Origin of the sequence: Rhodococcus sp. BH5 (assembly GCF_027583855.1) — a bacterium.
Taxonomy (GTDB): domain Bacteria; phylum Actinomycetota; class Actinomycetes; order Mycobacteriales; family Mycobacteriaceae; genus Rhodococcus_F; species Rhodococcus_F qingshengii.
Genome location: NZ_JAJHVW010000001.1, coordinates 533,561 through 546,101 on the forward strand (window position 1 = coordinate 533,561; position 12,541 = coordinate 546,101).

The 12,541-nt window shown below is 62.1% G+C and carries 13 protein-coding genes; 5 read left to right on the top strand and 8 right to left on the bottom strand.

Going from position 1 to position 12,541, the window contains the following annotated elements; genetic code table 11:
• Positions 1-82 precede the first annotated feature (82 nt).
• On the bottom strand, positions 83-1,018 hold the full coding sequence (gene miaA / locus RhoBH5_RS02355) for a tRNA (adenosine(37)-N6)-dimethylallyltransferase MiaA (RefSeq protein WP_166502224.1): 936 nt from the start codon (positions 1,016-1,018) through the stop codon (positions 83-85).
• The gene (locus RhoBH5_RS02360) at positions 1,006-1,752 is read right to left on the bottom strand and encodes a class III extradiol dioxygenase subunit B-like domain-containing protein (protein WP_270007911.1); all 747 of its coding nucleotides are present in this window, start codon (positions 1,750-1,752) and stop codon (positions 1,006-1,008) included. The genes miaA and RhoBH5_RS02360 overlap by 13 nt, the downstream gene beginning before the upstream one ends.
• Before the next feature lie 139 nt (positions 1,753-1,891).
• Between RhoBH5_RS02360 and RhoBH5_RS02365 the strand changes: the two genes are divergently transcribed.
• Entirely contained in the window at positions 1,892-3,277 is a 1,386-nt protein-coding gene (locus RhoBH5_RS02365; protein WP_003942193.1) for a DUF349 domain-containing protein, read from the top strand.
• A 94-nt stretch (positions 3,278-3,371) separates the two neighbouring features.
• Here the strand turns inward: RhoBH5_RS02365 and RhoBH5_RS02370 are convergent, their stop codons facing one another.
• Positions 3,372-3,962: an Rv2732c family membrane protein gene (locus RhoBH5_RS02370; protein WP_003942155.1), complete on the bottom strand. Its 591-nt coding sequence runs from the start codon at positions 3,960-3,962 to the stop codon at positions 3,372-3,374.
• Entirely contained in the window at positions 3,959-5,506 is a 1,548-nt protein-coding gene (gene miaB / locus RhoBH5_RS02375; protein WP_047271495.1) for a tRNA (N6-isopentenyl adenosine(37)-C2)-methylthiotransferase MiaB, read from the bottom strand. Before miaB ends, RhoBH5_RS02370 begins: the two co-directional genes overlap by 4 nt.
• A 231-nt stretch (positions 5,507-5,737) precedes the next feature.
• Between miaB and gluA the strand changes: the two genes are divergently transcribed.
• The 4 genes from gluA (at position 5,738) to RhoBH5_RS02395 (ending at position 9,095) form a co-directional block, all read left to right on the top strand.
• Positions 5,738-6,466, top strand: coding sequence for a glutamate ABC transporter ATP-binding protein GluA (gene gluA, locus RhoBH5_RS02380; protein WP_007735175.1), 729 nt, complete (start codon positions 5,738-5,740; stop codon positions 6,464-6,466).
• A 126-nt stretch (positions 6,467-6,592) separates the two neighbouring features.
• Positions 6,593-7,423: a glutamate ABC transporter substrate-binding protein gene (locus RhoBH5_RS02385; protein ID WP_003942146.1), complete on the top strand. Its 831-nt coding sequence runs from the start codon at positions 6,593-6,595 to the stop codon at positions 7,421-7,423.
• A 98-nt stretch (positions 7,424-7,521) separates the two neighbouring features.
• Complete coding sequence (locus RhoBH5_RS02390; RefSeq protein WP_003942105.1) at positions 7,522-8,202, top strand: amino acid ABC transporter permease; 681 nt, start codon at positions 7,522-7,524, stop codon at positions 8,200-8,202.
• Positions 8,199-9,095, top strand: a complete 897-nt coding sequence (locus tag RhoBH5_RS02395) for an amino acid ABC transporter permease (protein WP_270007912.1) — start codon at positions 8,199-8,201, stop codon at positions 9,093-9,095. The genes RhoBH5_RS02390 and RhoBH5_RS02395 overlap by 4 nt, the downstream gene beginning before the upstream one ends.
• 115 nt (positions 9,096-9,210) lie before the next feature.
• Here the strand turns inward: RhoBH5_RS02395 and recX are convergent, their stop codons facing one another.
• The 4 genes from recX to RhoBH5_RS02415 all read right to left on the bottom strand — a co-directional run bounded on the left by recX (position 9,211) and on the right by RhoBH5_RS02415 (position 12,534).
• Entirely contained in the window at positions 9,211-9,789 is a 579-nt protein-coding gene (recX, locus tag RhoBH5_RS02400; RefSeq protein WP_007735171.1) for a recombination regulator RecX, read from the bottom strand.
• Positions 9,790-9,797: 8 nt separating this feature from the next.
• On the bottom strand, positions 9,798-10,835 hold the full coding sequence (gene recA / locus RhoBH5_RS02405; protein ID WP_007735170.1) for a recombinase RecA: 1,038 nt from the start codon (positions 10,833-10,835) through the stop codon (positions 9,798-9,800).
• Between the two features lie 288 nt (positions 10,836-11,123).
• Positions 11,124-11,318 carry a DUF3046 domain-containing protein gene (locus tag RhoBH5_RS02410; protein WP_003942185.1) on the bottom strand — a complete coding sequence of 65 codons (195 nt, stop codon included), beginning with the start codon at positions 11,316-11,318 and terminating at the stop codon, positions 11,124-11,126.
• A 52-nt stretch (positions 11,319-11,370) separates the two neighbouring features.
• Complete coding sequence (locus tag RhoBH5_RS02415) at positions 11,371-12,534, bottom strand: glycosyltransferase (protein WP_042450679.1); 1,164 nt, start codon at positions 12,532-12,534, stop codon at positions 11,371-11,373.
• Positions 12,535-12,541: the final 7 nt, after the last annotated feature.

Below are 12,541 nucleotides of genomic sequence, written 5' to 3' on the forward strand. Positions count from 1 at the left end.
TCGTTGTCCTCCAGTCCGTCGATCGCGAAACGAATGGATCGCGAAAGAGCTAACTGTAAGATAGCTGATCCGCTCGATCGTGTTACAGACCGCGATCTGCGAGCGCCGCGAAGGCGGAGTTGGGCAGCTCCGGATCGGCACCGTCGAGCCAGTGCACGCGTGCGTCACGACGGAACCATGATCGTTGTCGGCGAACATAGCGCCGTGTCCCGATGAACGTCCGTTCGAGTGCTTCGGCCAGATCGTATTCACCGTCGAAATGTGCGAGCACCTGTGCGTAGCCGATGGCTCGCGGCGCGGTGACGCCATCACGCAATCCTTGCTCAACGAGCACGGCAACTTCGTCGACAAGTCCGTCTGAAAACATCAGCTCTGTTCGCAACCGAATCCGGGCGTCGAGTTCTTCCGTATCCCGATCCACGCCGAGAATGCGGGTTCCCCATCGAGGGTCACCGATCTGCGGCGCCGAGGCCGCGAACGGCAGACCTGTCAGCTCGACGACCTCGAGCGCCCGAACCATCCGCCGACCGTCCGTCGGAAGTATCGACGCCGCTGCTACCGGATCAGCAGCAACAAGCGCCGTATGCACCGCACCGACCCCTCCTTCGGCGAGCACCGCCTCCCACTTCGCACGAACCTCGGGATCGGTTGCCGGAAAGGACCATTCGTCGAGCAAAGACTGGACGTACATCATGGATCCGCCGACGATCACCGGAACCTTGCCCGCCACGATCAGATTCTCGGCGATCGCGATCGCGTCGCTTTGATAACGCGCGACGGTGGCGGTCTCCTTCACGTCGAGAACGTCGAGCAGGTGATGCGGAATCCCGCGACGCTCGGCCGGCGTCAGTTTGGCGGTCCCGATATCCATGCCGCGATAGAGCTGCATCGCGTCGATGTTGATGATTTCACCGCCGAATTCCTCGGCCAGTGCCAGCGCGAGATCGGACTTTCCCGACGCTGTCGGACCGACAACTGCGATCGGGCGAAGTTCTTCAGGGACGTTCACGGCCGCCACGTCCCGACGTGGTAACCGACGCCGAACGGCGCATCGCTGTAGTCGACCGTCGCGCGAGGATGGGCTGACCGAGACGAGCCCGTAAAGGCACCGGCCAGGACCTGCCACGCCGCGCGCCCCTGGGCTCCGACACTCCGGCAGAGCTGGGGATCGAGAGCAAGAAGCGCCTCCGGGTCACCGGCCGTCAGGGCGTCGTCGATGGCCGACTGCACACCCGCGGCGCGCTCGTCGAAGCTTCCTGGCGCCTTTGCCGTCAGCGTGGACGCACCGTCAGCAACGATCAGAAGCCCTTGCGGTCGGTTGTCGCTGTCGAGTTGCTTGCGCAGCTGCTGCCCGAATTCACGACATTCATTCGCCGACGCCTTTGCACTGACGACGTGCATGTCGACGGTTATCTCCACGTCTGTTCGGCCACGCAGCCAGCCGGCAACAAGGGCGCACAGTTCGAGAGATGGCACCGGTTCGCCTGCCGCATCCGCGTCCAGTGACGTCCGGACATCGGCGCCGAATCCAGCGAACGTACCGATCTGCCCACGTCCGACGCCCGATCGCCAGTGTTCGCCTGCTGCTTTCTCGGAGTCGACGCCGACGCCCACCCAGTGCACCGCCTCGTGAGCGAGCCGGCGCACAGCGGTTGTCGCTGCAGCACGCACCTGAGCGGACTCGGCCGAATCACCGGACAATTCCGGCACGAGTAACGGCGCCGAGGGGACGAGAACAGCGGAAGTCAACACAGTTGCCACGCTAGTCGACCCCGAGGTGGCGACCTCACACCCTCTTACCTGATTCAATAGTCGGAGAACGTGAGTACCGGGTTCAATGGAACCAGGAATGCGATCAGGCAGCCGTGACGCGCGGCAGAGACGAGGACCGATGACCGAGAACAGTGAACCCACCACCGGCGCCGACAGCAGTTCGGCCAGCCCGAGCCCGGCAGCACCCAAACCCGGCGCTCCCAAACCTGGTGGACCACGCCCCGGTGCGCCCCGCCCCGGAGCACCTCGCCCCGGACCAGCAGCCTCGCATGCCGTCACCGCCGCACCGGCCAGCGACCCGAGCAAGTTCGGACGCGTCGAGGAAGACGGAACCGCCTGGGTGAAGACCGCTGACGGTGAACGTCAGATCGGTTCGTGGCAGGCCGGCGACGCCACCGAGGGCCTCGCCCATTTCGGTCGTCGCTACGACGACCTCGCGACCGAGGTCTCGCTACTCGAGGCGCGACTGACGTCGGGCGCCGGAGACGCCAAGAAGACCAAGGCTGCCGCCATCGCTCTGTCCGAATCCCTCTCGACCGCTGCAGTGATCGGTGACCTCGACGCTTTGGCTCGCCGACTCGACGTGATCGTTGCCGGTTCCGACGAGGCCGCAGCGCACGCGAAGGAAGAGAAGGAACAGTCGCGCGCGGCAAGCACCGCCCGCAAGGAGGCCCTCGCAGTCGAGGCCGAGCAGATCGGCTCGGAGTCGACCCAGTGGAAGACCGCGGGTGATCGACTGCGCGAGATTCTCGACGAGTGGAAGACGATTCGCGGAATCGACCGCAAGGTCGACGACGCACTGTGGAAGCGTTACTCGAAGGCTCGTGAGTCCTTCAACCGACGACGTGGAGCCCACTTCGCCGAACTCGACCGGGATCGTGCGAGCGCCCGTTCGACGAAGGAAGAACTGGTCGAGCGCGCCGAGAAGCTGTCGACCTCCACTGAATGGGGACAGACCGCCGGGGAATTCCGCGATCTGCTCAGCGAGTGGAAGGCTGCCGGCCGCGCACCGCGCGAGGCCGACGACAACCTGTGGAAGCGCTTCAAGGGCGCTCAGGATGTGTTCTTCGCCGCGCGCAACGCTGCTGCATCCGAGCGCGATGCCGAATTCGAGCAGAACGCGGTTGCAAAAGAGGAGCTGCTCGCTGCCAATGCGAACATCGATCCGGCGCACGGACTCGAGAACGCCCGCGCAGCGCTTCGCGACCTGCAGGAGAAGTGGGACGCGATCGGCAAGGTGCCGCGCGACCGAATGCAGGAACTCGAAGCGAAGCTCCGGGCCATCGAAACCAAGGTGCGCGACGCGGTCGACGCCGAGTGGCGTCGCACCGATCCGGAAGCACTTGCCCGGGTCGCGCAGTTCAAGGAGCGGGTGAGCCAGTTCGAGGAGCAGGCCGCCAAGGCTCAGGCTGCCGGCAAGACGAAGGACGCCGAGAAGGCTCTCGCTCAGGCCAAGCAGTGGCGTGAGTGGGCCGAAGCTGCCGAAAGCGCCGTCAACGAGTAATGGACGACGAGCTGTAAAGACAACAAAAACGCCGGCTGACTCCGAAAGGAGTCAGCCGGCGTTGTCTTGTGCTTTGGATGGACGGCCTGCTGTGTCAGCCGACGTTCCATTCCTGATGCTTCTCGGCTTCGGCCGCAGCGATCCGGCGTTGCTCCTCGGCGGCGAGCTGAATGTTGGTTCGTGTCCAGACCACTTTGAGCCAATGGAACGTCAAGAACACGACGGCAAACCATCCGATGATCAGCCCGATCGACGGTCCTGCCACATTGAAACCGGCGGGAATGGTCTGACGCGACCAGACGGCCATCATGCCGAGAGCGCTCGCCACGGCACTGCCGGCGAGTGCGACCCAGGCCAGACTCCAACGCCGCGTGACCAGCGCGAGCATCGAGAATCCGATGCCGAAGATGACGACGAACCACACGAACAAGCGTGAGAACAGTGCAATCCGTTCGGTTTCCGCGTCCTGGTTGTACGCGAGCACATCCCAGCCGTTCGCAACTCCCGCATGGGGCAGTGCAAGGGTGCCGACAAGCACGAGCACCGCAACCGCGACAACCATGGCGCGCACACCCGGATCGATTTCTCCCGCGACCTTGCGTTCCGCGTCGTCGAGATCCTTGCGGTAGCCCTCGAAGGCGTCGTCGCCCGGCTGTGGTGTCGTGTTCTCGTGTTGCGAGGTCATGCGTTGCATCCCATCTGGACGGGTTGTGGGGCCGGGGCACCGATCTTCGGTAGTCCGAGACCTACGCCGATGGGCGGGGTCTTGGGTGTGATGCCCTTTTCGAACGAATCACCGGCGCGGGTCCGACGGTGCGTGAGCACTCCGTCATCTGCCACGAGGTGATGAGGGGCTCCGTGGGTGACGACGACCGTCACCACGTCACCGGGTCGGATTGTGCCGTCGAGGTTTCCCTCGGGGCGGAAATGCACCAGGCGGCCGTCTCGCGCGCGACCACTGAGACGTTGAGTCGCCGCGTTCTTCCGACCCTCCCCCGCTGCCACCAAGAGTTCGACCTCGGTGCCGACGAGCTTGCGATTTTCCTCGATGTTCACTTCTTCCTGAACGGCGAGCAATCGCATGTAGCGTTCCTGGACAACCTCTTTGGGAAGCTGATCGGCCATCTCCGCCGCCGGCGTGCCCGGGCGCTTGGAGTACTGGAAGGTGTAGGCGTTGGAGAATCGCGCCTTACGCACGACGTCCAGCGTCTCCTCGAAATCCTCCTCCGTCTCCCCCGGGAACCCGACGATGATGTCCGTGGTGATGGCGGCGTGCGGCATTGCGGCGCGCACCTTCTCGATGATCCCGAGGTACTTCGACTTGCGGTACGAGCGCTTCATCGCTTTGAGAACCTTGTCCGAACCGGACTGCAACGGCATGTGCAGCTGCGGGCAGACGTTGGGAGTGGTTGCCATCGCTTCGATGACGTCGTCGGTGAATTCTGCCGGGTGCGGCGATGTGAACCTCACCCGTTCGAGGCCGTCGATGTGTCCACATGCCTTCAAGAGGGAGGCGAAGGCTCCGCGATCGCGCGGTTGTTCCGGATCGGCGAACGACACGCCGTAGGCATTGACGTTCTGTCCGAGCAGGGTTACTTCCGAGACACCCTCGTCGACGAGTGCCTGCACCTCGGCCAGGATGTCGCCGGGACGTCGATCCACTTCCTTGCCACGCAGGGCCGGAACGATGCAGAACGTGCACGTGTTGTTGCAGCCCACCGATATGGAAACCCAACCTGCATAAGCAGATTCGCGCTTGGCTGGCAGTGTCGACGGAAACGCCTCGAGTGCGTCGAGGATTTCGACCTCGGCGCGCTGATTGTGACGCGCACGGTCGAGCAGCGCGGGAAGCGAGCCGATGTTGTGAGTGCCGAAGACGACATCGACGAACGGCGCCTTCTTGACGACGGTGTCACGATCCTTCTGCGCCAGGCACCCGCCGACCGCGATCTGCATGTCGGGGTTCGCCTCCTTGTTCGGGGCGAGCTGGCTGAGGTTGCCGTACAACTTGTTGTCCGCGTTCTCGCGGACCGCACACGTGTTGAAGACGACAAGATCAGGATCGGTTCCGGTCTCCGCCTTCGAATACCCGGCGTCCTCGAGCAGACCGGACAGTCGCTCGGAATCGTGGACGTTCATCTGACAGCCGTACGTCCGCACCTCGTAGGTGCGAACAGACTTCGCAGTCGGCTCCGGAACTGCAGTCGGCTCCGGAAGTGCAGGGGACATTTCGTCGATCAGTGACACGCTTCAGCCTAGCTCACGTCCACTACGACGTGTAATAACGCCCTGATAAACAGCCGAAACGCGACATAAACGTCGTCACAGTAAAATTTCCATTACATATGGCAAGAACCATGGCGAAATCACGGGCGTCGACGCAAACTACGCCTAAGGTTCTCGTTTATGACCCAAGCCGACGATGCGACGACGCCGACCACCTCCGGCGATTCCACATCCATGATTTCGATGACCTCGGTGAACAAACACTTCGGGGAACTTCACGTCCTGCAAGAGGTCAATCTCGAGGTACCCAAGGGCCAAGTGGTGATCGTCCTCGGTCCGTCGGGCTCCGGTAAGTCGACTCTGTGCCGCACCATCAATCGCCTCGAACCCATCGACTCGGGCACCATTGCCGTCGACGGCAAGACGCTCCCCGAGGAGGGCAAAGCACTTGCCGCACTTCGTGCCGACGTCGGGATGGTCTTTCAGTCCTTCAACCTGTTCGCACACAAGACGATCCTCGAGAACGTCATGCTCGCACCGATGAAGGTCCGCAAGGCGAAGAAGGACGAAGCCAAGAAGACGGCGCAGGCATTGCTCGAGCGCGTAGGTATCGCCAATCAGGCCGACAAGTACCCGGCGCAGCTTTCCGGCGGTCAGCAACAGCGTGTCGCGATTGCTCGCGCTCTTGCGATGCAGCCGAAGGTGATGTTGTTCGACGAGCCCACCTCCGCTCTCGATCCCGAGATGGTCAACGAGGTCCTCGACGTCATGACTTCCCTCGCCAAGGAAGGCATGACCATGCTCGTGGTCACGCACGAGATGGGATTCGCCCGCAAAGCCGGCGATCGTGTGCTGTTCATGGCTGACGGCCAGGTCGTCGAAGACACCACGCCCGAAGAGTTCTTCACCCATCCCAAGTCGGATCGGGCCAAGGACTTCCTCGGCAAGATCCTCACGCACTGATTACAGTCTCCCCTCCGACAGTCCTGTCCTCGTCCACAAGACAACTTGCTCGACTGCACCGTTCACCTCGGCTGCACCGTTCATCTCGACTGCACCGTTTGCATGTCGACAACTGAGAGGATCTTCATGAAGATCAATCGCTCCGTCCGTTTCGGAATCGGAATCATGGCTATCGCGTTCGCTGCCACGGCTTGTGGTGGAGGAGAAGAAAAGAGCGCATCGCAGAGTGCTGCCGACGGAACGCTCACCGTCGGTATCAAGTTCGATCAGCCCGGCCTCGGTCAGCGCAATCCGGACGGGACGTTCTCCGGCTTCGACGTCGAGGTAGCCCGGTACATCGCGAACGAACTCGGCGTGAAGCCCGAAGGAATCACCTTCAAGGAATCACCGTCAGCCCAACGCGAGACCCTGATCCAGAACGGCGAGGTCGACTACATTGTGGCCACCTACTCGATCACCGACGCACGCAAGGAAAAGGTCGGCTTTGCCGGTCCGTACTTCATCGCCGGCCAATCGCTGCTCGTTCGCTCCGACAACACCGACATCACCGGTCGCGATTCTCTCAGCGGCGGCAAGAAGCTCTGCTCGGTGACTGGCTCCACTCCGGCTCAGAAGGTCAAGGACTCCGTACCTGACGTCCAACTTCAGGAGTTCGACACCTACTCTGCTTGTGTCGAAGCACTGCGCAACGGCGCTGTCGACGCAGTCACCACCGATGACATCATCCTCGCTGGTTTTGCCGCACAGTACCCCGGCCAGTTGAAGGTCGTCGGAGAACCGTTCACAACGGAAAACTACGGCGTCGGCCTGGCCAAGGACGATTCCGAGACCCGCGGCAAGATCAACGACGCCATCGAGAAGATGATCTCCACCGGCGCATGGGAAGAAGCCTTCAACAACACCGTTGGCGCTTCGGGCTACCCCATCCCGGCGCCGCCCACCGTTGATCGTTACTGACCTGCTTTTTTCACCGTCAATCTCGCTGCGGCTCCCACTTCGGGAGCCGCAGCGCGTGACGCCACCAACGGAGATCCCGTGATCTGGGGAGACGGCAAGTGAACCTTCTGAGCAAGTACGGCGACCAGCTTCTGGAAGCCTTCTGGACCACGATCCAGCTGACATTTTTCTCCGCGATCGGCGCTGTCATCATCGGTGTGCTGATCGCGGCGATGCGCGTGTCACCGGTCCCGGTCGCCCGATTCCTGGGCGCCGCGTACGTGACCGTGTTCCGCAATACCCCCCTCACACTGATTCTGTTGTTCTGTCTGTTCGGTCTTTCGCAGACGCTCGGAGTCAACCTCGCCAAGTCGGATTCGCCGACTTTTCTGGTGGACAACAACTTCCGACTCGCCGTCCTCGGCCTCAGTGTCTACACCGCCGCGTTCGTGTGTGAGTCACTTCGATCGGGAATCAATACCGTTCCGGTCGGCCAGGCCGAAGCGGGCCGATCACTCGGTCTGTCGTTTGCACAAAATCTTCGGCTGATCGTCCTGCCTCAGGCATTTCGCGCGGTCACAGCACCGCTGGGTAGCGTGCTGATCGCACTGACCAAGAACTCGACCATCGCCGCGGTGATCGGCGTATCCGAAGCGTCAGCGCTGATGAAGAAGATGATCGAAAACGAAGCGGCGATCTTCGTCGTCGGTGGAATCTTCGCTGTCGGTTTCGTGATCCTGACACTTCCCATGGGCTTGATCTTCGGCAAGCTGAGCAAGCGATTCGAGGTTTCACGATGAGCAACCGCGCAACAGTCCTCTACGACGCGCCAGGTCCGAGAGCGCGAAATCTCTACCGATTCGCGTCCCTTGTCGTCGCTGCACTCATGGTCGCAATCGGTTACGTCATCTACCGCGCACTCGACGAAAAGGGCCAGCTGACAGCAGCGAAGTGGGATCCGTTCCTCGAATCCACGTCGTGGACAACGTATCTGATACCCGGCATCCGGGGAACGCTGATCGCGGCTGCGATGTCCATCGTCTTCGCGCTCATCCTCGGTTCTGCACTGGGTATCGGCCGACTCTCCGAGCACAACATCATTCGGAAGCTTTGCGGCGTCATCGTCGAATTGTTCCGAGCAGTACCGGTTCTGATTCTGATGATCTTCTCGTATCAGGTGTTCGCCGAATACGAGGTTTTCAAGTCCAAGTACCTCGCACTCGCGGCAGTCGTCGTGGGTCTGACTCTGTACAACGGTTCTGTGATCGCCGAGATCGTCCGTGCCGGAATCAACTCACTCCCACGAGGGCAAAGTGAGGCCGCCAAGGCACTTGGTATGCGCAAGACGCAGATCATGGTGACGATCCTGCTCCCCCAGGCGGTTACCGCCATGCTCCCGGCCCTGATTTCACAGATGGTCGTGGCGTTGAAGGACTCCGCCCTCGGTTACCTGATCGGATATGTCGAGCTGGTGCGTCAGGCCCAACAGCTCGGCACCTTCTACGGAAACTTCCTGCCGGCGCTCATCGTGGTCGCCGCGATCATGATCGCTCTCAACTCGGCTCTGACCTTCCTGGCAACCAAGGTGGAGAAGCGCCTGCGGTCCGGGAAGCGAAAGGGCAAGGGCCCCATCGCGGCTCCGTCCGCCGACCCAGCTGTTTCGGTTCCGGGTATGGACCTGACCAAGCCGTGAATCAGATGGAGCCGTGAGTCGAATCCAGCCGCGTTAGCGTGAATACACAACAGGGCGGGGGTACCACCGAATTTCGGTGGTACCCCCGCCCTATTGTTCTGAATGCTGCACTTCGCTACGAGTCGGTGACCGCCGCCATCTCGGCTTTGACCACCTCGTAGGACATCCCCGCTGAATATCCCTTGCGTGCCAGCATCGAGACCAGTCGACGCGTGACCTTGTCGCGATCATCGACGGGCTTGTTCTTCAGCTTCCGCCGAACCAGCTCCGCTGCTCGCTCGCGTTCATCTTCCGGATCGATCTGTGACAACGCTTCGGAAGCGGTGTCCTGGTCGATTCCTTTGAGCCGCAACTCGACTGCAAGCGCACGCTTTCCCTTGCCCGAGTACGTATGCCGCGAATGAACCCACTGGTTCGCGAAGTCTGCGTCGTCGATCAACCCGATTTCCTGGAGTCGATCGAGGACCTTGGTAATGATCTCGGGTTCGAAGCCGCGTCCGCTCAGCTTGGTTTCCAGTTCGGAGCGGCTGCGCGCCCGGTCGGTCAGGAGGCGCAGGCAAGCATCTTTGGCCTGCGCCTCCGTCCCACCTTCTGCGCGTTGCGACGGCTTCTCGGATCGTTGACGGGATCGACGCCGAGGAGCGCCGTACTCTTCACGAGCATTCTCGCCGTTGTCACCGTCGTCGAAGCTCATGACTGAACTCAGAAGTCGGCGGGAGCTTCGTCGGTTGCAGTGACGTCAGCACCGATACCGAGCTTTTCCTTGATCTTCTTCTCGATCTCGTCACGGATATCGGTGTTCTCCAGCAAGAACTTACGAGCATTTTCCTTGCCCTGACCCAACTGGTCACCTTCGTAGGTGTACCAGGAGCCGGACTTGCGGATGAACCCGTGCTCGACACCCATGTCGATGAGCGAGCCTTCCTTGCTGATGCCCTGGCCGTAGAGAATGTCGAACTCGGCCTGCTTGAACGGCGGCGCGACCTTGTTCTTGACGACCTTGACGCGAGTGCGGTTACCCACTGCGTCGGTACCGTCCTTGAGAGTTTCGATACGACGGATGTCGAGGCGGACCGAAGCGTAGAACTTCAGTGCCTTACCACCGGTGGTGGTTTCGGGAGAACCGAACATCACACCGATCTTCTCGCGAAGCTGGTTGATGAAGATGACGGTGGTGCCCGAGTTGTTCATGGCACCGGTGATCTTGCGCAGCGCCTGGCTCATCAGTCGAGCCTGCAAACCGACGTGGCTGTCACCCATCTCGCCTTCGATCTCGGCGCGAGGAACAAGAGCGGCCACGGAGTCGATCACGACGATGTCGAGGGCGCCTGAACGGATCAGCATGTCGGTGATTTCGAGGGCCTGCTCACCCGTATCGGGCTGCGAGACCAGGAGTGCATCGGTATCGACGCCCAGCTTGGCTGCATAGTCGGGATCGAGTGCGTGCTCCGCGTCGATGAACGCCGCGATGCCGCCGTTGGCCTGAGCATTGGCAACTGCGTGCAGTGCCACGGTGGTCTTACCCGAGGACTCCGGGCCGTAGATCTCGATGACGCGGCCACGCGGCAGTCCGCCGATACCCAGCGCGACGTCGAGCGCGATGGAACCGGTGGGAATGACGGCGATGGGCTGGCGGACACCCTCACCCAGGCGCATCACCGAACCCTTGCCGAAGTTCTTGTCGATCTGCGCCAACGCGAGGTCGAGTGCCTTGTCCCGATCAGGTGCCTGTGGTGCCATCGTGATCCCCATCCTTGTTTCAGTCTTCAGTGCCTGCCTGAGCAGACTCCGTCTCTTCAGCGCCTGCCTGAGCCGACCCTGTTGGTGTGTTGCGATCAGAGTAGATCCGGCCACCGACAGACTTTTCGATCTTGCTTTAGCGCTTGTCGATCACCGCGTTTGTAGGTCACCGCGTTTGTAGAACATCGAAAGTTCGCAGTTACCAAAGAAGCGTCACCACCGAACAGGTTCAGCATAGACGAACACGTGTTCGAACAGAAGATGGGAGACGTTCGACACGCCGAAGAATCAGCGGCGGGCGGGTGGTACGTCGAACTCCACACAGAGCGCACGCCACACTTCGCGAGGCTCCCAGCCTGCTTCGACGGCCTCCGCGGCAGTCATTCCGTCGAGACTCTGGAGTACATGGTCGATCAGCATCGAGTCGCCTCGTACCTGCCCGAACTCTTCGCGCACCATTTCATGAAATTCGGTCAACCGCACAGCCGCCACCGTAGTCCACAGAGCGGTGCACCTGCATTCAGGCGCAACGTGCTCACGCCGTCACACCTCCGTTGACCACCTGTCGGCACACCGCCACCGGATCGGTGACCTGCGACGCAGTCGCGGCAGCCGCTCTCGCAGCTTCCGCGAATCGTTTGTCGGAGAGCACCTGCAGTACGGCATCGCGAATCGACTGAGCATCTGCGGGCCGCACGATCACCGACGTCCCTGCCCGCGCAGCGCGATTGGCCAACTCCCACTGGTCCCCGCCCCCGGGAACGACGACCGTCGGCACGCCGGCCAGCAGGGCCTTCGCCAACATGCCGTGCCCGCCGCCACATACCAACACCGACGCGTCACGCAGCATCGCGTCCTGGCGTCCGAGACCTGCACGAACCCAATCAGGATGCTCACCTTCAGCCCCGTCGAGCATCGACGCAATCAGCCGCACACCGGCTCCGCCGAGTCCTTCGACCGTGCCCTCGAACATTCCCACTGCGCCGGTGTGCGCCGTGGAGGGCGCCACCATAACCAGCGGTTCGTCACCTGGCGGTGGATCCAGAATCACCTCGGTCGGCTCCCACAGAAGCGGTCCGACGACGTGAGCGCGCTCCGGCCAGTCGGGGCGAGGCACTTCGAGTGCCGGAAGTGTTGCGATCAGCCGCGCTTGCGGACCGGGATCCAGAGCGGGCAGTCCGACACCGACACGGGCCTGGGATCGCTGGGCCAACCCTTGCTTGATCGAACGTCCCGTCGCTGCGCGCATCAGGGTATCGCGGAGTCGACCACGAATTCCGACGCCGGGCGCGAGCCCACTGCCGATCGGCGGCAACCCCCGTGAAGGTGAGTACAGCGGGTGAGGCGAGAGTTCCACCCAGGGGATGCCAAGTCTTTCGGCGGCCAATCCGCCTCCGGCAGTGAGGATGTCGGAAACGACGAGATCCGGGGAGACGGACTTCAGGTCGGGAAGCAGTTCGGTGGAAATATAGGCGGCGCGCGAATGAATCCGAGCGCCTGCATCAAGATCGTCGTCTCCCGGCCGCGGGGCCAAGCCCTTGAGCGGCTCGGCTTCCACGCCGGCTGCTCGTGCTGCCTCGACCCACCGGGTCCCCGTGTACAGGATCGGTTCGTCGCCGGCCTGGATCAACGCCAGCGACAACGCTATTGCGGGAAAAGCATGACCCGGGTCCGGCCCGGCAACAACGGCTACACGCACCGGATCA

Bases quoted from the DNA above. Each gene is read 5' to 3' on its own strand.
- RhoBH5_RS02365 (WP_003942193.1), top strand. From the start codon at position 1,892: ATGACCGAGAACAGTGAACCCACCACCGGCGCCGACAGCAGTTCGGCC.
- RhoBH5_RS02370 (WP_003942155.1), bottom strand. From the start codon at position 3,962: ATGACCTCGCAACACGAGAACACGACACCACAGCCGGGCGACGACGCC.
- miaB (WP_047271495.1), bottom strand. From the start codon at position 5,506: ATGTCCCCTGCACTTCCGGAGCCGACTGCAGTTCCGGAGCCGACTGCG.
- gluA (WP_007735175.1), top strand. From the start codon at position 5,738: ATGATTTCGATGACCTCGGTGAACAAACACTTCGGGGAACTTCACGTC.
- RhoBH5_RS02385 (WP_003942146.1), top strand. From the start codon at position 6,593: ATGAAGATCAATCGCTCCGTCCGTTTCGGAATCGGAATCATGGCTATC.
- RhoBH5_RS02395 (WP_270007912.1), top strand. From the start codon at position 8,199: ATGAGCAACCGCGCAACAGTCCTCTACGACGCGCCAGGTCCGAGAGCG.
- recX (WP_007735171.1), bottom strand. From the start codon at position 9,789: ATGAGCTTCGACGACGGTGACAACGGCGAGAATGCTCGTGAAGAGTAC.
- recA (WP_007735170.1), bottom strand. From the start codon at position 10,835: ATGGCACCACAGGCACCTGATCGGGACAAGGCACTCGACCTCGCGTTG.